The following is a 20401-nucleotide window of genomic DNA, read 5'->3' as shown; positions in this document are numbered from 1 at the left end:
TTAGTCAATATACCCTTCGTACTGTATACCGCTGATCTTACCTTTAGACAGGTTAAACCTGAGCCACGAGTTACGTTCCCAGTCACAAACTTCAATCACGTTCTTCTGCTCCTTTATGAAAAGTTTGTAGCCCTGTAGCTTCTCTAAAAGGTCTTGCCGGGACATACCTACTTTGATGCCGTTTTTCAACGCTAGATTGGGGCTTTTAATGTCAGCGTAAGACAGCAGGAAGCGCTTGGTGTAGATAGGGTAGTACAACTCCACCGTACTGGAGTCAAAGTTGAGCATAACGAGCGTATCAATGTAGCGGGCGTTATGCAGGTTTGTGACGGTGTCTTTCACAATCTTGCATGCAGTACGCACTTGCTCTGTATAATGCTTTAATACTGGCTCTGCTACGGGCAGGAAAGGGTTGTTGATGAACGCTGAGGCCTTAGTTACCTCTGGGTGTTCTTCAGAAAGCATTTCTACCCGTTGGTAGAAGGCCTTAATACTGGCAGTGTTGTTGTAATTAGGTTGATATACCCGTTTAGTGCCGGTGCTCTTAGGCCTTGCGCCCACAGCTGCCACCTGCGGAGTATCAGGTTCCTGTTTTTCTTGACAGCCACCATACGCCCAAAGAGGGAGCAAAAATAAAAGCACGATCAGCCGCCGCATACCAGTTTCAGAAATAAAAGAAGAGTTTTGCAAGATTGGTATGCTGTATACGGTAAACCACTCTGCAAAGCTACGTAGAAGACACAGATTTTTATATTTTATTAAGACTGGTATCCTTATGGATACCCCACGGGTAGCGAATTATAAGTTACATAATATTTCTTATAATTAAAATAAATTTTCTGGCAAATAGTGTTTGCTCTGAAGAAGCTTTTTTGCTATCACTTGGTTTTTCTTTGTTTATAAGTAGATAAGGGTCTTCTAATTATTGGCCTGTGAATTTTAAATCATTTTAAGGCTGTGGCAGACGCAAAAAGCGGCTGAGGTAACAAAATGGGTTATAACCAGTTTATCACCTCAGCCGCTATATCAATGCTTTTGTACAATTCAGGTATGCCAGAACTAACTTTTGTTTTGGGGCAGATTTTTAGAAATTACCTTTAAAAGAGACTAAGGTTTTCTGAAACGGCCCTGTGAAGGCGGACGGCCAGATGCCTGCGCATCTACTGATTCTTCATGAGGTATTTCCCGTACTTCAATTCTTACAGAGTTGTGGTTGGGGGTCACCGTCTGTCCGTAAGTATCGGCAAATTCCTGGGTGACTTCTGCCCCGAAGAAGATAATAAGCGAAGAATAATACACCCAGGAAAGCAGGATGACCAAGGAGCCGGCAGCTCCATAGGAGCTGTCAAAATCACTTTGGCCCAGGTACCAGCCAATCAGGTATTTTCCCAACAAGAACAGGAAGGCCGTTGCCGCGGCACCTACCCACACATCACGCCAGCGAATAATAGCGTCTGGCAGGTATTTGAAGATCAAGGCGAAAAGTAGCGTGATGAGCCCCATGGAAACGATCACATCCAGCAGGTAGATGAAAATAACGGCTATTCCCGGTAGCAGGCGTTGCAGATAGTCTGTGAGAACTCCAATGGCAGCACTTACCACCAAACTCACCAGCAGCAGAAAAGAAATGCTCAAAATCATCCCGAAGGAAAGCACCCGATCCATTATCAGCTTCAGGATGCCGTTTTTAGCTTTGGTTTTTAGGTTCCAGACATTATTCAAAGACTCCTGCAGAGTCACAAAAATGGTGGTGCTGGCAAAAACCAACGTTCCTATCCCTATCCAGGTAGCCAGCGGGCTAGGGCCTTCCAAGTGCAGTTTCGCCATCATGGACTCTATCTCGGTGGCGGCCTCTCTTCCTACCAAACTGCTGATCTGAGTGTCCAACTGCCCGGTGACTGCTTTCTCGCCAAAAAAGAAACTAGCAGAGCGCACCACAATAAACAGCAGCGGGGGTAAAGAGAAAATAGTGTTATAGGAAAGGGCCGCCGCCAACCGTAGGGAGTTGTTTTTCATGAACTCCGAGGCGGAATTTGTTAGAATAGCAAAAATGCCTCTTGCTGTATACTTAGCCATTCGCGTTTAAGTCAGGTAGTGATTACATGAACCTACGGGAAGATGTAAGCAATTGTTGATGTAGAACTGCTCGTTAAAGAAAGAGTTCTGGCCAGGAAAGCATGAAATCAGGTCTATTTTTGTACCTTTGGAGGTATATACCAGTCCTTGTTCTATGAGAGCGTTCCTGATCCTGTTTCTGTTGAGTTGCAGTCTGTTGTCTATGAAGTGCCAAACCAGCGCCCCGGCAGCCCAAGGTTCGGCCGATGCCAAGGCTGCGGCCATTGCGCAGGAAGTGATGCAAGCCTTGGGTGGCAAAAAAGCTTGGGACAATACCCGCTACCTGGCCTGGACCTTTAATAACCAGTACCACCTCTGGGACAAGAAAACGAACGATCTGCGATACGAAAGGGGCGACTCTCTGGTGGTGATCAGTAACCTGGATACAAAGCAAGGCAAGGTGTTTCTACGCGGAACCCAGGTCACCGACACGACCAAAGCCAATCCGCAGCTTCGGCGCATGTACCCCACCTGGGCCAACAATTCCTACTGGTTTATCATGCCTTACAAACTGCAGGACGCAGGCGTTACCTTGACGTACGTAGGAGAGGGAAAAACCCAAGCCGGCGCCTCTGCCGACATCCTGCAAATGACCTTCAACAAAGTGGGCGTCACACCAGACAACAAATACCTGCTGGCCGTGGACAAGCAGAGCCGCTTAATCACAGAATGGAACTACTTTGCCAAATTCACCGATGAAAAGCCCGCTTTCACCCGCCCCTGGACAAACTATCAACGCTACGGAGACATCATGCTCTCTTCGGGCCGCAGCACAGATACAGCAGATCGCCTGAACATCCGGGACATAGCCGCCCCTGCCTCGGTAGCGCCTGAACTGTTCAACAGCTCTACCCCAATTAACAGAAGCCAGATTAAGTGAGTGAGTGAGTGAGTGAATGGATTGCTTCTGCTGCGCTTTTCAGAATTTAGCTAGAAAATATAATATTTTCTGCAAGCAGATGGCCGCACTCCTATAGAGGCCATCTGCAATCACTCAACAATTCTATTAAGTTAGCATTCACTCATTCACGCAATCTTCCATTCACTCATTGGAAAGAAAGCGTGAGTTTGCCGGAGGCCAGGAAGTGCGTGCGTACCCCAGAGGGTGTCACGTAAAGGGTATCTGGTTCAAGGGAGAAGTTAGCACCCTGCAGGAGAACTTTATCCTGTAGGTAGTTTTCCTTAAGACCTTGGTTTAGCGAGGTTCTGATGTTGGCGAGCTGAGCTTTCACCGGGAACGTCATTTCCTTTTCCATTTGCGCTCTGAATCTGTTCTGCAAAAGCCATTGCGCCGTGTTCACCAGTTGGTCCCGGGTCTGGATAGTGTACTCCAGTTCTCTTACTTTAATGCTTTGGGAGGCCGCGTCATAGTAGGGCGTGGCCTGTAACCGCACATTGCCCTGGAACTTCTTCGTGAGGAACGCCGCTTTAGTAGCCCCGCTCACATTTAAATTCAGGAGAAGCTGAGTGCCTTTCCCGCTGAGGGCTACATCATGCACCGTAAGTTGGTGCCTGCCTTCTTCAAAACTGAACGACTTGTTTTTAACTTCCTGCTGGAGCACCTGGGTGAGGTACTCATAAGAGATGTCGCTGGCCACATTGAGTTGCGCCTGCGGCGGAAGGTTGCGCGATGGAATGAAGTTGGGCAAGGTAGCCGCTTTGGCCAAAGCAGGTTTCTGCCCTGAGACTACGTTGACAAACGCATCAATCCCAATCTGCAGGCTCAGTTGATCTTGTTGAAGCTCCAAAGGGGCCAGCCGCACGGCCTGTGGTACAATGGAAAGCCAGGTATTGTATTGCGTGCTCAACTGAACCGGTGCCTGAAGCTGTTGCCATGCCTGCCCCAGATACGTCTGCAGCGGAATACGCTTCTGCAATTCCTGATCCAGGAGCAGGAGCATGGGGTTGAGTTGGGCTTTGAGTCTGGATTCAATAAAGGGAGCCAGGTTGATGTTTAAAGGACCTAATGAGAGAGTAGGCTTGCGTGCACCCCAGGAGAAATCTCCGGTCGTATAGCTTTTTAAAGTGTACCCGGGCAGGATTTGCATCCGGCTCTCGGTACGTACGGTTACCTCAAATTCGGTTTCTTCTGTTTTCTGAATCTTTTTGCACAACTCGCAGGCGTTCCACTGCCATCGGCCTTTGGCCCAGATTCTGAGAGGAACTTCCATGTACAGCTTGCTGAACTCAGTACGCAGGTTAATGGCGCCCAACTTGGTGACTTTGACCATAAGTTCATCGTCTTCCAGGTTGTTGTCCTGGTACAAAACGCCCGTGAGTTCCTGGTTCAGGCGGTCCTCCAGCACCTTCACCGGAATAGAAACCGGCAACGTAATGGTAGAAAGTTGGAGTTCTGGCAGGGGCGGGGCTGCCACTTTTGCCTCATTACCTGTCGTATCTGTGAGGGTGGTTGACTTTTGGCAGGCCATATGAGAAAAGAGGCCTACCACAAAAAGAAAGAAGAAGAGAAAGCGCCGCCTTAGCATGCCGTAAAGTTAATAATCCTTTTTAAAGGCAGGAGGTAGTTTGAAGGCCCTTTTGAGTAAACAGCTCTAAAACGGCTACTCTTTGCAGGCAACTAACCGGTCAAGGAATTTCTTAACCTCTGCCTCAGAAGAAAGCAGGGCGCAGTCACGTAAGGTGCCCCTGAAGTAAATGGCAAAGAACGGAGTGCCCGTAAGCTTCACTTCCTTGCTGGAAACAGGGTTTTCAGAGGCTTCCATTTGCAGGAAAGTGACCTCTTTATAAGTAGGATCTTCAGAAAACGTCTTGAAAGAAGGAGCCAGTGCCTTGCAGATAAGGCAGTCTTCATCTATAAACTTCACAATTACCCGCTCCCGTTGGAAAATAATGTTTCTTAATTCTTTATCAGAGGAGGTCTGGATAGCCATCATGTTGGATAATATTGGTCTGAACTACAGATAACGAGGATAAACAGACATAAGTTGAAAAACTATGCTTTTGTTCAAATAGTACTACGCAGGGAGAAGAAATGATTTAGAAACCACAAATAGTGGTTTTGATTGCACTTAACCTGCCGGGTCTAAGGTATTTACTCCTTTTCCAGCACCCACTCTTTTTTGCAAATTGCCGCTTGCCCCAGCGCCTGCCCCAGTTCTTGGTCTGAGGAAAACTGCAGTTGGGTGAGGCAGCGGGACTCCACGCTTAACGTAAATTGTTTCTCCTGGAAAGGCCACGGGGATACTCTAACCGTTCCGGTTTTCAGGAGCGTAACTTCATACCGGATTTGATCTGGCCCATTGCTGATTTCCAGTGCCCGTTCCATTTCAGGTAGTTCATTCCGGCAGAGGATGAGGGAAAAGCGGTCGCACCACTGCATGAAGTCATAAGCATATTGGGCCTGGGCTTTGCTGACTTTCAAGCCTTGCCGCCACTTTTTCTGGGAGGCGAGTTGTTCATCCAGAAAGTCATCCCATAGTTTTTTCTGGCCGCGCAATTCCTCATATAAAAAGGAGAGGTGCATGCTAGTGAGCAGGCTTCGCCACCGGCCCTGGAAGTTTGCCTCCTTCAAGACCTGCTGCGCCTGTTCCAGGCAAAAAGGTAATTGGGTGAAATTGGCTGGTGCCCCGGCGGGAGTAAGGGCGTAGCGGCCGGTCAAGTCCCGCTGCCCATCATCATGCTGCGCGATGGCGGCCAGGGTCTGCATGAAATGGAGTGGGCGTTTCTCGGCCTGCCACGCAAAGGCTATCTCTGACGCCAACAGGGCGTGTGCCTGCTGGTAGATGATCTCCCAACCTTTTTCATGCGGATTTACAATCATAGCGCGTCTTTAAGCCATTGTTGCTTACGCCAGTTTGGGCTGGCGTAAGCAACGAAAGATTGTACGGTGTATGCGCAAAATAAGCTTTGTGGTTTTTACTGAGTTTTTCTGAAAACGTACTGAAAACACCATAGAAGGATAACTATCTCCTGTACCGTTTCTGCTTAGAAGCCTTTTATATGCTCTTTTTAGAAAATGAGCATAAAAAGCCCGGCACTGGAATCAATGCCGGGCTGTAAAAGGTATTATGTGGGGACTAGAACACAAAGCCTAGACGCAGACCGCTGGTCACGCTAGGACCAAAGTAAAAGCTTCCGGCCTCACCGTCAAACGTTCTGGAAGACCCGTTAGACGGGTTTACTTCCACATCGCCTTCAGTTATGTATTGAAAGCCCAATCCGAACTCAACACCCAGGTACACGTGCTTGGCAAAGTAATAATCAGCACCGGCTACAACACCCAATCCTAAACCAAAGTAGTTGCGGTTAGTGATGTTGAAGTTGTTTCCGTTGTTGCTCCAGGCACCTTCTATGTCAGCATTTGGGTTTTCCTCGCTAGCAAAAAGCTTAGAGAATCTGATCTCGCCCCCTACATAAGGAGAAAGGCGTTCAGTACCAGCAAAGTGCTTTTCGATGCCAGGGGCAAACTCTATGCGGGTGGAGGTGCGGTTGTAATCATCATTGAAATCGTCATTCTGCACCTGCAGCGAGAAAGACGTTCTAACAGCCGTGGTAGGGCTCAGGAAGTAACGACCGCGCAACTGGCTTGCTCCCAGTCCAACGGTGCTGCCTTCGGTTAAATTTAACTGAACCTCGGCGGTTACGTCACCAGCAGCAGGTTTAATGTCCTGGGCCGCAGCGACGAAACCTAACGAAAGGCAGCAAGTGGCGGCAAAGAGAAATTTTTGAAACATGTTTTTAAGAATTAATAAAAGGTATATAGAGGGGCAATATTAAGGAAGCAGAATGTATTTGTGGTAGCCAAACCGCAGCAGGAAGCACGTTTCTAAAGCAAGCTGTTAAAAGTGAAGAAGATAAAATTTTGGCGCTGGTTTGCTTTCAACCTGATTTCTGGAAAATAGGACAAAAAAGAAGTCCCTCCCGGTTTTAGCCGGGAGGGACTTCTTTCAATAGATCTTGGTAAGGTGTTTCGCTTTGTCTGATTAGTTGTTGATCCGTTTCAGGTGCCGGAGCATGTCATCGGTCATGGTGTGCAGGTCATACTGCGGGTTCCAGCCCCAGTCCTGGCGGGCAGCGCTGTCATTGATGCTCTGTGGCCAGGAATCTGCTATCTGCTGGCGGCTGTCTGGGTCGTAGGTAATGGTGAAATCTGGGTAGTGCCGCTGGATACTGGCCGCAATCTCCTGCGGGGTGAAACTCATGGCCGCCAAGTTATAGGAAGACCGTACCTTCACTTGTTCAGCGGGCGCGTGCATGAGGTCAATGGTGGCCTTGAGCGCATCTGGCATGTACATCATAGGCAGACGGGTGTTCTCGCTTAAGAAACATTTGTACGTGCCCAACGCCAAGGCCTGGTGGTAAATATCGACGGCATAATCTGTGGTGCCGCCGCCAGGCAGGGCTTTGTAGCCAATAAGGCCCGGGTACCTGAGGCTGCGCACATCTAACCCATATTTGTTGAAGTAGTACTCGCACCACCGCTCGCCGGCCTGCTTGCTGATGCCGTACACGGTGTTGGGGTCCATGATGGTGTCTTGTGGAGTGTTTTGGCGGGGCGAGTTAGGGCCGAAGACCGCGATGGACGAAGGCCAGTACACTTTCTCCACTTTCTGCTCCAGCGCGAAGTCCAGGACGTTGAACAAACCGTCCATGTTCAGGCGCCAGGCAAATTTAGGGTTCTTTTCGCCGGTGGCGGAAAGGATGGCGGCCAGGTGGTAAATCTGCTTGAATTTGTACCGCGACGCCAGCTCTGTAAGGTGTTGCGGGGTGAGTACGTCTACTATCTCAAATGGCCCGCTCTCGCGCAAATCGGCCTGTTTAGGATATTGGATATCAGCGGCCACCACATTTGCATCGCCGTAGATTTTCCTCAATTCAAGGGTGAGTTCAGAGCCCAACTGTCCGCAGGCGCCTATCACTAGAATGGCATTTTTTTGTTTTGTCATGCAGGTGCTGAATAGGAAAACAAATGTACGTTATTCAAGTGGCTCCAAAAAGCATTGGGGAGTGGAGAGGTTTTGTATCTTTGAAAATACAATGCGTGGCTCGGGCAGAAACAAGACCAATTCCTACCTCTTCTCGTTTAGGAGGTATTTCCGGTAAAAGAAGCCTAAACCACGCCAGATCTTACAAAGTATCAACTTTATCTATCTGATATGTACGAAACCTTAAAACCAGATTTAGAACAGCAGTTAGCCGATATTAAGGCCAACGGCTTATATAAAAGCGAACGAATCATCACCACGCCCCAGCACGCCGAGATCCAAACCCAGCAATCTGGCGAGGTCCTGAACTTCTGTGCGAACAACTACCTGGGCCTTTCCTCGCACCCTGCCGTGCTGGAAGCCGCCAAACGCACCCTGGACACCCACGGCTACGGCATGAGCTCCGTACGGTTCATCTGCGGTACCCAAGATATTCACAAACAGCTGGAACAAAAACTAGCTGAGTTCTTAGGCACGGAAGACACCATTCTGTACGCGGCTGCTTTTGATGCCAACGGCGGTGTGTTTGAGCCTTTGTTTGATGAACAATCTGCCATTATCTCTGATGCCCTGAACCACGCTTCTATCATTGACGGCATCAGGTTGTGCAAGGCGCAGCGCTTCCGCTACGAGCACAACAACATGGCCGACCTGGAAGCTAAACTGCAGGAAGCCCAGGGCGCGAAGCACCGCATCATTGTCACAGATGGTTCTTTCTCCATGGACGGCACAATTGCGCAGCTGGACAAAATCTGTGACCTGGCTGATCAATATAAAGCGTTGGTGTTGGTAGATGAATCACACTCCAGCGGATTTATTGGCAAGACTGGCCGCGGTACGCATGAGTACCACAACGTGATGGGCCGCGTGGATATCATCACCGGAACCTTGGGCAAGGCTTTGGGCGGTGCCATGGGTGGTTTCACGACCGGCCGCAAAGAGATTATTGACATGCTGCGGCAGCGTTCACGTCCGTACCTGTTCTCTAACTCCCTGGCTCCGGGCATTGTAGGTGGTTCCTTAGCTGTTCTGGACTTGCTGAGTTCAACCACAGAACTGCGCGACCGTTTGGAGTGGAATACTAAATACTTCAGAGAGAAGATGACCGCGGCTGGTTTTGACATTCGTCCGGGAGTGCACCCTATTGTGCCGGTTATGCTCTATGAAGCCCAACTAGCGCAGGAGTTTGCGGCCAGAATGCTGGAAAGAGGCATTTACGTAATTGGCTTCTATTACCCAGTGGTAGCCAAAGGCGCAGCCCGTATAAGGGTACAACTTTCCGCGGATCATACCCAGGAACATTTAGACCAAGCCATCCAAGCCTTCACAGAAGTGGGCAGAGAATTAGGGGTTTTAAAGGGGTAAATGCTTTTGGCACTTATTATCTAGAAATTGAGCAAAAAACGCCTGCAATTACAAATGGCAGGCGTTTTTGTTCTAAGTCTTAATTACAAAAGATAAGGGGAAATAGGAGTATAGTTATGGAACTAAGGTTTTAGTTATAGGACTATGTTAACAGTTATATTGTGTTAAAACGAAGTAATTCAGAGGTGAAAAAGATCCAAAGACTAATTCGTAAATTTTTACATATGGTTGAAATATGAATGTTAGTGCATCAAAGTCATCTTTATTTTAAACTCACTTTACTTATGGCCTTTCTGAAATCTAAAAAATGAAGAAACAAACCAGTAGTGAGACCTGCTCCCGTATTCTACCTTTGATGTTTTGGCAATTGGGTGCAAGGCAGAGTAATTCCCTGTTATTCTTAGATGACAAATTCATTTATCCCCTACACAGGAATATCAAACACAGGAATTAAAGTAAGTGCCAGATTTTGAAGTCTACATTATTCAACCACTTCCTAAAATCAAGTATATCAGAGCTGCTAAATTCAGGGAACTATAAGATTTTTAAGCATTTAGTTTGTCTGATTAAGTATAAGGGAGCAACACTCTAGCTAAACGGAAGACCTTAAATCTACAGAACCAGACATGCAAGGGAGGCCTTTTTTATCTTGGAGAACTATCCTGAATGAATAGTTAAACCCTCTTTATTGTCTGTAAATGAGCGTTTTAATGCTTGGTAACATCTATTTAGCAGGTATTTACGAAATCGATTTCCTTATTTCAGACCTTTTTAAGAAAATAACGTATAAACGTTGCTTCAGGCACGTACTACGTGTGCTTATAGGAACGTTTATATTATAGCTGATTAAACATAATTTAGGTTGCCAACCAAAAAATGATTCCCTACTTTTGTCAACATGGCTTTTGAATCAAAGTCTCTTCATAAGGCTTTTTATTCAGGAAAGCCATCAGGCAAGACTTGTTAACAGGAAATGCTTGTGGTACAAAAAAAGTAGTCTGCACCCCGTTGGGTATGGCTGCGAGAGTAAAAAAAGAAAGTGGATTCCCCCTGATTATATTATAAAAGGTATTTTAAAGATATAGCAGTTTTTTTATCATAAGTTTCTATTCAATATTATATAGAGAATTATTGCCTGCTTCCCCTCTCCTTGAAATTCCTCTGCCTGTCACCGCTTTCCCCCTGTTTCCTCTTGCCTGATTGAATTGAGAAAGATTGTGCAACTATACCCCCTATACTGAATTTGATAACAGACAGACAAAAAGACAGACAGACAAAAACAAGAAAAACATGCAGGAAAAACTAGTGAGAATTGGCGTCTTCTATGACGGCAATTATTTCTTACAGGTCAGTAATTACTACGCTTACGGCCACCAGCGCAAACGTAGGATTAGTATCTCTGGCCTTCATGAGTTCATCCGGGAACAGGTAGCGGAGGAAGAAAATGTAGATCCGCGCTTCTGCAGAATTGTAGATGCCCACTATTTCCGGGGAAGGCTCAATGCGTACGAAGCCAGCCAGCGCGGTGATACCCTTTACTGGGATCGTGTATTTGATGACATCCTAATGTCTGAAGGCGTGACTACCCATTACCTGCCGGTGCGGACTACACCGGAGGGCTATAAGCAGGAACGCGGAATAGACGTTTGGTTGGCCCTGGAAGCTTTTGAACAGGCATTCTACAAGCGATTTGATGTGTTGGTATTGATCTCTTCAGACGGAGATTACGTGCCCATGGTACGCAAAGTCAACACCCTAGGAACCCGCATCATGGCGTTAACCTGGGAATTTGAATACACCACAGACAATGGACAGCGCATGACTACACGCCCGTCACAGGATCTGCTGGCGGAGGTAACGTACCCAATGGCCATGCACGGAATCATTGACCAGCGCATCGCCCAGAATGATACCACCATAAACCGTTTGTTTGTACAACCAGACCAGAAACGGAATGTAGTGGTTCATGATGAGGACGAAGTGGATGTTCACAACCAGGTAGGAGGTCATGGCGAAGGCGAGATCATGAGCCTCAAAAACGGGTACGGCTTCATCAAATTCCCGCCTAACAACCTATTCTTCCACTTCACCAACGTGATTGACACAGACTTTAACGAGCTTCACGTAGGGGATCGCGTAGAATTTGAGATTGAGAAAGATGACGAAGGCAATGACGTGGCCAAAAGCGTCAAGCTTCTATAGCAGCCTGACTAGCTGCTCTGGAGGTATGTAGTGAACAGAGGCGTGACAAAGCCTTTTAAAACAACTGAAACAACAAGAACAAAAAACGCAAAGGGGGAGCTGAGAGGCTCCCCCTTTTGTTTAGAAACCCGATAAGTTACCTTGTCGGGTGATGTTATTACGTTCTGTAGTAAAGCCCTTCTGATGTTGCAAGGTGCTTTACAGGTCCTGTTACAGCGGAGACAGAGCTTTGGTCTTGTCTATGTACAGGAAAGCGTCATAGCGGCGGGGTAGAATAGTGGGCACGTAGTTGCCGCTTTCAAAGCCCGGGTTGTAAGTAACACCAATAGCGCGGTGGCCCCTGGATTCCATGGCTTCCGGAATGTTCTGCAGCTCCCGCATCAGCAGTAATTTGTTTTCGGGGCTGTACCGGTGCAGAATCTGCTCCCAGCTTCCGGCCTTCGCCTGCGGAACCGTCATGACTCTGGTGCTGCCACCCCAAGTGTTGGAGGCAATGACCTGTCCTTCATAAGAGCCAAACCCTACCAGATAAACGCCCTTTTGGGCATGCTGCTCCCTAATCAATTGACCGACGTTGACCATGCCACTGCTGGCCATGTCTGTATAACGGGCATCGCCTACGTGGGTGTTATGCGCCCAAACAATGATTTTGGCGCCTGCTCCCTTCTCCGCAACCAACCGGTTGATGGTTTCCTGCATGTGCCGGTCGCGTACGTTCCATGATTCAGAGCCGCTGCGCACCATTTGAGTATAGTACCGTTCAGCGTTCACAGCTACCAAAGCATTTTGCTCGGCATTGAAAGCACCCTCATGGGCCGCTGGCTGTTTTGCCCGGTGTGCCTGCACCGCCTGTATCAGTGCTTGCATCTGCGGAGCACAGGAAGTGCCTCGGGCTGTGGCCTGGGCGTACTGCTGTTCATCTCTATTGTAAGGGCCAAGGCAGTTAAGAGCGGCCTGAGCCAATTGAGCCACGGCTGGGTCTGCCGTTTGCATATAGTTTCTTACCTCTTCCAGAGATTCCCACATGCTGTACACGTCCATGCCGTAAAAGCCTACCTTTTGGTTTTGGGCCAAGGGCTGGTTGTATTGCCGAAGCCACTCAGAGAAGCTTGCTACTTCTTGGTTAGCCCACATCCAGGTAGGCCAACGCCGGAATGATTGCAGCGCCTGCTGGGCTGTGCCGCCCTGTCTTCCCTGCACGTATTGGTTCAAAGAGTAAGACGAGGGCCAGTCACCTTCCACTGCAATCAAGGTGAATCCTTTCTCCTGAATCAGTCTTTTGCTAAGATCGGCGCGCCAGGTGTAATATTCAGAAGTGCCATGGGAGGCTTCCCCAATTAAAACGTACTGGCTGTTGCCTATTTCATTAATGATCGGGTCTAAATCACGGACATTTTGCAGCGGGTAAACCCCTTGGGTAAGAAAGCCTGTGTCCTGATCAATCTCGTCCAGAGCCTCGTCGCTGGAAGAGCATGAAAACATCCACCCAGCAAAGAAGATCATCCATATCAACCGCACTTTTCCCATTTCCTTCTCCTTTTATAGTGAGTAATATCTTTAGCTTGAAAAGGAATAATCATAAACGCGTGGTGCTTCTTATTCCTCCGTCTAGCTTAAACGAATGCTGTAAAATTGGGTGGATTGAATAAGTACGGGTTTTTAAAACGGAAAGTACCTGAATTTGAATGAGGGGGTATGTTGATTTTGTTTTATTTTTATCAAAGGGTTGTTTAATTTGAAACCCCCGTTTCTATCGAAGGGAAGCGGGCGGAGAAAGGACCTCGGCTAGCGGAGGCAGCCAGAACGGGGCCGGGTACTTGGGATTTAGAACAAGCTTGTTGCGCATGCCATCTAAGGGGCTTTCTTCATGGAGGCGGTGGAGCAGGTGCCAGGTAGCGGTGGCGTCTGGCAGGGCACGGTGCCATCGGGTAAGCGGAATGCCATAGGCTTTGCACATGTCTGGCAAATTACGCGGCGACGGCTGGCGCAAGCGGCACACCGACAGGGTATCCAGGAACGGATGCTGCACCGGTCCCAGCTTTAGTCTGCGGTAGGTGCTGTACAGAAAGCCAAGGTCAAAAGGAGCGTTGTGGGCTACTACGGTGCTATCGCCTATAAACTCCTTCAGAATAGAGAAGGCAGTACGCTCTTCCATGGCATTTACCAGGTCCTCATGCGTGATGCCGGTGATCTCAGTTATCTTTTTGGGTAGTTCCCCTTTCAGTTTTACCAAGGTGTGAAACCGGCCGACAACTTTGCCGTGCGCACTCTTAACAGCTCCTATTTCAATCACCCGTCCTTTGCTTCCGCTTACCCCGGTGGTTTCAAAATCCAGGGCGGTTGCATTGCTGAGGATGGGGGTGAGTTGCGGGAAAAGCGGTAGAAAAGGCGCGTCAGACATAGAAAAATTGAGTAGCTTGTAGCTTCCTATACGCAAGAACAGAAATCTGTTTTTAGGTCGGTTTTAGAGAAAGCGGCTTAAAACAGTAACTCTGCCTGGTGGTTTTACATAGGAACATCAAACTAAAGACAAACGGGCGTGCGTAGTACTCAATATGATGCGGTAGTGGTAGGTTCCGGGCCTAACGGATTAGCGGCGGCAATTACCTTACAACAAGCCGGGTTGGAGGTGCTGTTGGTAGAAGGCAAAGACCAGTTAGGCGGGGGGCTTCGGTCCCAGGAATTGACCTTGCCGGGTTTTGTGCACGATGTATGCTCGGCCATTCATCCGTTGGCTGCGGGTTCTCCGTTCTTCAAAACCCTGCCGCTGCAAGAGCACGGGCTGGAGTTCCTGTATCCGCCAGTTTCGGCGGCGCACCCCTTTGACAATGGAACGGCAGCAGCCCTGTTCACTTCGCTGCAAGATACGGCACAGTCTCTGGGGAAAGACCAGCAGGCGTATTTGAACCTGATGCAGCCGCTGGTGAAAAGCTGGCCCGCCATGGCACCTGATGTGCTGGGCCCCTTGCGTATTCCCAGCCACCCCATTGACTTGGCGTCCTTCGGGTTAAACGCGCTTACCTCAGCCACCTTTTTGGCGAACCGCTTCAAAACCCAAGAGGCTCGTGGGTTGTGGGCGGGTATGGCGGCGCACTCTATACAGCCTTTGTCAAACTTAACTACTTCGGCAATTGGCCTGGTGCTCATGGCCGTGGGGCATTTGCAGGGCTGGCCTGTTCCCAAAGGAGGTTCTCAGCAAATCGCAAACGCGTTGGTATCTTACTTCCAGAGTTTAGGGGGCAAGGTGGAGACTGGGGTTTATGTGACCTCCCTGGACCAATTGCCCAAAAGCAAAGCGGTTCTTTTAGATGTTACACCCAAGCAATTGCTGGAAATAGCCGGAGAGAAACTTACCCCGTTCTACCGGAAACAGCTGTACCGCTACCGGTACGGCATGGGAGTTTTCAAGATGGACTGGGCCCTAGATGGCCCGATTCCGTTCACCGCACCTGAATGCCGTCAAGCCGGAACCATTCACATAGGGAATACGCTGGAAGAAATTGCGGCCTCTGAGAAAGCATCGGCGGCTGGGCACCATCCGCAGAAACCGTTTGTGTTGTTGGCCCAGCAAAGCCTGTTTGACAATACCCGTGCCCCCAAGGGGAAGCATACCGCCTGGGCCTACTGTCACGTGCCCAACGGTTCTACCGAAGACATGACGCAGGCCATTGAAAATCAGGTGGAGCGTTTCGCGCCCGGTTTTAAAGATTTGATTCTGGCCCGGCACACCATGAATACCGCTCAAATGCAAGCGCACAACCCCAACTACATTGGCGGTGACATTAACGGGGGCATTATTGATATAGGGCAATTGTACACGCGCCCGGTGGTGAGCTTGTCACCTTACCAGACTTCGGCGAAAGGACTGTATTTATGTTCCTCGTCCACGCCTCCGGGCGGCGGGGTGCACGGGATGTGTGGTTATCATGCCGCCAAACGTGCTTTGAAAGATGTCTTCCATTTGAAGGCTCCTGAGTTAAGCACGAAAAATTAAGGATTGAGATAGGGGAGAGGGCAAATATAGCGGTCTTACTATCTCATGAAGGGGAAAGCCCACCAGAAGCACCAGGTGTGGATGGTGGGCTTTAATCTTGCCGGCTGTTTAGGCCTCGTTTTTCAGAAATAAGCTTGAAAGCATTACCTCTTTATTAGGCTGCAATTTTTGGTTCATGTGTTCCGCTTGCTCTTCTAAGGCTGGATGGAGAAAATGCCGTTAATACTTTTCAACGCCTTTGGCTGGCTTCCAATCAGATTTAGGCTCAAAGTGATTCCAAAGGGTGCTGGAGACCGCTCTGATTAGTGCGTAGCCCGCGTTGTTGTATTCCCAACTTTCGTCTTTCTGGTTTTTGGTGATGATGCAGAAGACATAATCGCCATGCGGGGCATTGACCAGGACCACTTCTGAGCGGGATTGGTCTACAGCTCCTTGCTTGGAGGCGGTCTGTACCGTTGGCGGAATCTGAGAGAGCGCCACGTCATCTACGTAGATACGGCCTAGGTTGCGGTACATGCGCTCACTCGCGGCTGGACTAACGGCCTTCCCTTCTCTGATCATGGTGACAAGACTCGCCATCTCGCGCGGAGTAGTTTGACCCCAGCCGTACTTCTGCCAGTTGGCGCGTCGGCCCGGGGTGCGGGAATTCATTCTGGTGTGTTCAAAGCCATTCTGCTCCAGCCAGGCGTTGATGGCAGTGCCAGTGCCGGTCAGGTGCTGCAACCAGAGGCTGCCAGTATTGTCTGAGGTGGTAATGCTCAGCATCTGGATTTTGCTTAAAGCTACCGTGGAGCTGTCTTTGAAGTTGCCAACAATGTCCTCGCCGGCGTAATACAGTGAATCGCGGTAGCGCAGAATGGCCTTAGGGTTCAGTTCTCCTTTCTCTATTTTGTCAAACACGCCCACCATAATAGGCACCTTGATCATGCTGGCGGTAGGAAAAAGGGTGTCTGCGTTGATGGCCACCATTTTCCCGGTTTTCAAGTGCCGCACGTAAATGCCCACCTCGCCCTGAAAGCTTTTGGTAAGGTCCTGAAGTTTCCGCGTCAGTTTCTGGTCCGGTTTCTCTTTAGCTGTTTTCTGCGCGAAAACCGAAAAAGTGGAAGAAAGCAGCAGAAGAAGTAAAAGGAGTTGAGGGAATCGCATGGTCATCTGGTTGATGCCCAAAAGATACACAAATTTATCAACCTGCTTTTCCCACTGAGGAAACCGATATTGCTGTTATAAGCTTGATTTTAGGAAAGGAAGCAAGGAGCGGGAGTAAGACTTTTGAGCTAAATGTAGCTGACGGGTTGTACAGGAATCAACAACTGATTACGCAGCTGCTACTTTCTCTACCACCTTCGGCTCAATGTCAAACAGGAAGTGGTTAAGCTTGGAGCGCAGGTCAGCGGCCGATAGATTTCGGTACACTTCCCCATTACGTACTAAAGCAATCTGACCGGTTTCCTCAGAGACCACCAGCACCACGCTGTCCGTTACTTCTGAGAGGCCAATGGCAGCCCGGTGGCGCAACCCCATGGAGGCGGGAACGTCGTTGCTCTCCGTCACGGGCAAGATGCAGCGGGCGGCTTTGATGCGGTTGCCCTGAATGATCACGGCGCCGTCATGCAAGGGACTGTTCTTGTTGAAGATGGAAATCAGCAATCGCTTGCTCACAATAGCGTCAATGGCATCACCAGACTCTGCGAAGTAGCGTAGTTCTGAGCTTCGGGCAAAAACGATCAATGCACCGGTGTTTTTACCGGCTAATGACTTGGCTGCTTCAATGAAGGGGGTGATGGGAAGTTTGTCGGCGTTCTCGGTGCGGCGCCACGGAAAGCTCCTGAACAGGCGCTCGTTGTTGAACGCCGTGGTCTTGCCGATCATGAGCAGAAAACGCCTGATTTCGGGCTGAAAGACAATAATGGCCGCCAAAACACCCACGCCCATGAACTGGCCCAGGATGATGGTGAGCAGTTCCATGCCGGCGGCTTTCACTACCAGGTAGAGCAGGTAAACGGACAACAGCCCCAGGAAAATCTTCAGCGCCACACTTCCAGTCAGGAGTTTGTAGAGTTGGTACAATAGTACCGTTACCAGCAAGACATCAATAATGTCAAGCCATTCTATCTCTAAAAACCCTATGGAAAATAATGAAATCACGCCGTCAACATCTTTTTTACAATCTCAATAGTATGAACCGCCTCTTTCACATCATGCACCCGCAGAATGTCTGCCCCGTTCAGTAACGCCAGCGTATTGGCAACAATTGTGCCTGTAAGGGCTTCCTCAGGACCTACCAGCAATGGTTTATAGGTCATAGATTTGCGGGAGAGCCCAATTAAAAGGGGTAACTCAAACACCTCTAGTTCTTTAAACCGGCGCAACAGTTGATAGTTTTGTTCCACATTTTTTGCGAAACCAAAACCTGGGTCCAGCAGAATGTCTTTCACACCGGCCGCTCTCAGCAACGCCACCCGCTCGGCAAAAAATGAGACTATTTCTTCCAGCAGGCCGTTGAGGTACTGGTTCTGCAAGGCCATGTTCTGCGGTGTGCCGCGCATGTGCATGAGAATGTACGGTACCCCTAATCTGCCAGCGGTGGAGAACATGTTCTGGTCTAACGTGCCTCCTGAAACATCATTGATGATGTGTGCCCCCCTCTGAACCGCTTCTTCCGCCACCCGGGCCCTGAACGTGTCTATGGACAACAGCGCCTCTGGATAAGCTTTGGACAGCGCCTCTATTATTGGTACTACGCGATTCAGCTCTTCCTGTTCTGAAACTTCAGGCGCTCCCGGTCTCGTAGAATAACCACCAATGTCTAAAATGGAGGCACCCTCGTTCAGCATTTTTCCGGCCTGTGCTACCGCTTCTGATACATTCTGCAGCCTACTGTTGGCATAGAAAGAATCCGGGGTGAGGTTAAGGATTCCCATGACCACGGGCTTGTGCAATAAGACCAACCTTCCACCACAATTGAAGGTGGTTTTTTTGCAAAAAAGTGTATCTTTCGCGTTCAATTGGCCTATTTTCTCATTTTCTATAAAAGTAAAACGAAAAACTTGATTCACCAAACTGCCCAGGAGTACAACCGAGTGATTGAGGCATGCCAGCGCTTGTTTTTGCAAAAAACCCAGGACTATGGTACCGCCTGGAGAATACTCAGACTGCCTTCCATCACTGACCAGATTTTTATAAAGGCCCAACGCATCCGCTCCATCCAGGAGAAAGGCACCCAGAAGATACAGGATGGTATCACCTCTGAGTTTGTGGCCATTGTAAATTACTGTGTGATTGCCCTTATGCAGGAGCAGTTACTGGCACAGGGCGAGACCGAGCAGGCTTTGCCGGTGGAGCGGGTGAAGGAGCTGTACGAAGAAGAGATACGGAAGACGCATGCCTTGCAACAGGATAAAAACCATGATTATGGCGAAGCCTGGCGCAGTATGCGGGTTGAGTCCATGACTGATTTGATTTTGATGAAGATTTACCGGACCAAACAGATAGAAGACAATGCCGGCCACACGCTGGTTTCTGAGGGTGTAGAAGCCAATTACCGTGACATGCTCAACTATGCTGTGTTCTGCCTTATAAAACTAAACTACCCTGCCCATGGCTCTCCGTCTTCTTAGTCGTTTCGCGTGGATTGTGGTGGGAGGTCTGTTCATCTTCTCAGGCCTGATCAAACTTAACGATCCGGTTGGTACCGCAATTAAACTAGAGGAATATTTTGAGGTTTTCTCCTCAGACTTCTCAACCATTTTCCTCTCTTTTAAACCTTTTGCGCTCTACCTGTCTATCTTCCTGAGTACCCTGGAAGTGGTGCTGGGAGTAGCCCTTCTGGTGCGATGGAAGTTGAAAACAGTCTTGTGGCTGCTTTTTCTCCTGACCTTATTTTTTACCTTCCTCACGTTCTACTCTGCGTTCTACAACAAAGTGACCGATTGCGGCTGTTTTGGTGATGCCATTAAACTTACGCCTTGGCAATCCTTCGGCAAAGACGTGGTGCTTCTGGTGCTTATTCTGGTGCTGCTGTTTACCCAACGCCATTTACTTTCTCTTGGCCAGATGAACCGTGGCGTGTCTGGAGCCATTGTGGTAGTGGCGCTATTATTCTCTTTGGTGGTAAGTATCTACGCCTACCAGCATGAGCCATTTCTTGATTTTAGAGCCTACCGCGTGGGGGCCAATATTCCAAAGCTCATGAAACCCTCGGCTCCCTTACGGTACCAGTACGTGATGGAAAAGGATGGGAAAGAAGTGGAGTTTGATGTTTATCCTATTGATACCACCTACAAGTTTAAAAAGATGGTGCCCTTGAACCCGGAGGATGGCCCCAAAATCACGGACTTCAACGTCTGGAACGACCAGGGAGATTTCACGAAGGAGATGTTCCTGGGGAATAGGCTATTGGTGTTGGTGAAAGACGTAAAGAAAGCTGATCAGGAGAGTTTCAAGGAGATCAACACGCTCTTAGCAGGGGTGGAGAAGAGCCAGACCCCTAAAATTGTTCCCGTGGTTATTACTTCCAGCAGCAGCCAGGAGTTTGATGTGTTCCGGCATGAAGTGAATCTATCGGCTCCCTACTTCTTTGCAGACGCCACCGTCTTGAAAACGATGATCCGATCTAACCCGGGCTTGCTTCTGTTCAGAAATGGCGTGGTGGTGGAAAAATGGCATTACAATGACATTCCGGAACTGCTGGAAGTGCAGGAGTTGGTGAAGTAAGTAACACGAAAGGTAAATAAACGTCATGCTTCTTAAGGCAAACCGAATTTAGGCTGGTTTTCTGGAA

The 20401-nt window shown here is 48.9% G+C and carries 18 protein-coding genes; 6 read left to right on the top strand and 12 right to left on the bottom strand.

From position 1 onward, the window contains the following. Positions 1–690, bottom strand: coding sequence for a hypothetical protein (locus tag DC20_RS06140; RefSeq protein ID WP_062543019.1), 690 nt, complete (start codon positions 688–690; stop codon positions 1–3). Positions 691–1107: 417 nt separating this feature from the next. Continuing rightward, positions 1108–2076 carry a YihY/virulence factor BrkB family protein gene (locus DC20_RS06135; RefSeq protein WP_062543018.1) on the bottom strand — a complete coding sequence of 323 codons (969 nt, stop codon included), beginning with the start codon at positions 2074–2076 and terminating at the stop codon, positions 1108–1110. 154 nt (positions 2077–2230) lie between these two features. Between DC20_RS06135 and DC20_RS06130 the strand changes: the two genes are divergently transcribed. After that, positions 2231–2995 carry a hypothetical protein gene (locus DC20_RS06130; RefSeq protein WP_062543017.1) on the top strand — a complete coding sequence of 255 codons (765 nt, stop codon included), beginning with the start codon at positions 2231–2233 and terminating at the stop codon, positions 2993–2995. Positions 2996–3161: 166 nt separating this feature from the next. Here DC20_RS06130 and DC20_RS06125 read toward each other — a convergent pair whose 3' ends face one another. The 5 genes from DC20_RS06125 to DC20_RS06105 form a co-directional block, all read right to left on the bottom strand. After that, positions 3162–4544, bottom strand: a complete 1383-nt coding sequence (locus tag DC20_RS06125; protein WP_169788166.1) for a DUF4403 family protein — start codon at positions 4542–4544, stop codon at positions 3162–3164. A gap of 132 nt (positions 4545–4676) precedes the next feature. Further along, positions 4677–5009 carry a thioredoxin family protein gene (locus DC20_RS06120; protein WP_245652307.1) on the bottom strand — a complete coding sequence of 111 codons (333 nt, stop codon included), beginning with the start codon at positions 5007–5009 and terminating at the stop codon, positions 4677–4679. Between the two features lie 158 nt (positions 5010–5167). Continuing rightward, entirely contained in the window at positions 5168–5896 is a 729-nt protein-coding gene (locus tag DC20_RS06115; RefSeq protein WP_062543015.1) for a DUF3891 family protein, read from the bottom strand. Between the two features lie 256 nt (positions 5897–6152). Further along, entirely contained in the window at positions 6153–6809 is a 657-nt protein-coding gene (locus DC20_RS06110; protein WP_062543014.1) for a hypothetical protein, read from the bottom strand. A gap of 249 nt (positions 6810–7058) precedes the next feature. Beyond that, entirely contained in the window at positions 7059–8021 is a 963-nt protein-coding gene (locus DC20_RS06105; RefSeq protein ID WP_062543013.1) for an NAD-dependent epimerase/dehydratase family protein, read from the bottom strand. 210 nt (positions 8022–8231) lie between these two features. On the opposite strand from DC20_RS06105, the gene kbl reads away from it, so the two are divergent. Both kbl and DC20_RS06095 read left to right on the top strand, forming a co-directional pair. Continuing rightward, positions 8232–9425 carry a glycine C-acetyltransferase gene (gene kbl, locus DC20_RS06100; RefSeq protein ID WP_062543012.1) on the top strand — a complete coding sequence of 398 codons (1194 nt, stop codon included), beginning with the start codon at positions 8232–8234 and terminating at the stop codon, positions 9423–9425. A gap of 1290 nt (positions 9426–10715) precedes the next feature. Then, a complete protein-coding gene (locus tag DC20_RS06095) occupies positions 10716–11627 on the top strand; it encodes an NYN domain-containing protein (protein ID WP_062545834.1) in 912 nt (303 codons plus the stop codon). A gap of 210 nt (positions 11628–11837) precedes the next feature. On the opposite strand, the gene DC20_RS06090 is transcribed toward DC20_RS06095, so the two are convergent. Both DC20_RS06090 and DC20_RS06085 read right to left on the bottom strand, forming a co-directional pair. Beyond that, positions 11838–13109, bottom strand: coding sequence for an erythromycin esterase family protein (locus DC20_RS06090; RefSeq protein ID WP_083470422.1), 1272 nt, complete (start codon positions 13107–13109; stop codon positions 11838–11840). 268 nt (positions 13110–13377) lie between these two features. Next, positions 13378–14028, bottom strand: coding sequence for a 3'-5' exonuclease (locus DC20_RS06085; protein WP_062543011.1), 651 nt, complete (start codon positions 14026–14028; stop codon positions 13378–13380). 138 nt (positions 14029–14166) lie between these two features. Here DC20_RS06085 and DC20_RS06080 point away from each other — a divergent pair, with 138 nt between their 5' ends. After that, positions 14167–15621: a phytoene desaturase family protein gene (locus DC20_RS06080; protein WP_062543010.1), complete on the top strand. Its 1455-nt coding sequence runs from the start codon at positions 14167–14169 to the stop codon at positions 15619–15621. Positions 15622–15840: 219 nt separating this feature from the next. Here the strand turns inward: DC20_RS06080 and DC20_RS06075 are convergent, their stop codons facing one another. The 3 genes from DC20_RS06075 to folP form a co-directional block, all read right to left on the bottom strand. Beyond that, positions 15841–16767, bottom strand: a complete 927-nt coding sequence (locus DC20_RS06075; RefSeq protein WP_062545832.1) for a serine hydrolase — start codon at positions 16765–16767, stop codon at positions 15841–15843. A gap of 168 nt (positions 16768–16935) precedes the next feature. Continuing rightward, positions 16936–17766 carry a diadenylate cyclase CdaA gene (gene cdaA / locus DC20_RS06070; protein WP_062543009.1) on the bottom strand — a complete coding sequence of 277 codons (831 nt, stop codon included), beginning with the start codon at positions 17764–17766 and terminating at the stop codon, positions 16936–16938. Then, positions 17763–18542 carry a dihydropteroate synthase gene (gene folP, locus DC20_RS06065; protein WP_083470421.1) on the bottom strand — a complete coding sequence of 260 codons (780 nt, stop codon included), beginning with the start codon at positions 18540–18542 and terminating at the stop codon, positions 17763–17765. The genes cdaA and folP overlap by 4 nt, the downstream gene beginning before the upstream one ends. 126 nt (positions 18543–18668) lie before the next feature. On the opposite strand from folP, the gene DC20_RS06060 reads away from it, so the two are divergent. Beyond that, on the top strand, positions 18669–19238 hold the full coding sequence (locus tag DC20_RS06060) for a DUF1599 domain-containing protein (RefSeq protein ID WP_062545831.1): 570 nt from the start codon (positions 18669–18671) through the stop codon (positions 19236–19238). Further along, positions 19219–20334 carry a BT_3928 family protein gene (locus DC20_RS06055; protein WP_062543007.1) on the top strand — a complete coding sequence of 372 codons (1116 nt, stop codon included), beginning with the start codon at positions 19219–19221 and terminating at the stop codon, positions 20332–20334. Before DC20_RS06060 ends, DC20_RS06055 begins: the two co-directional genes overlap by 20 nt. The last annotated feature ends 67 nt before the right edge of the window (positions 20335–20401 follow it).

The organism is Rufibacter tibetensis, from assembly GCF_001310085.1.
GTDB lineage: Bacteria > Bacteroidota > Bacteroidia > Cytophagales > Hymenobacteraceae > Nibribacter > Nibribacter tibetensis.
Note: the sequence above shows the minus strand (reverse complement) of the source record. Positions and strands in the feature narration are given on the sequence as shown.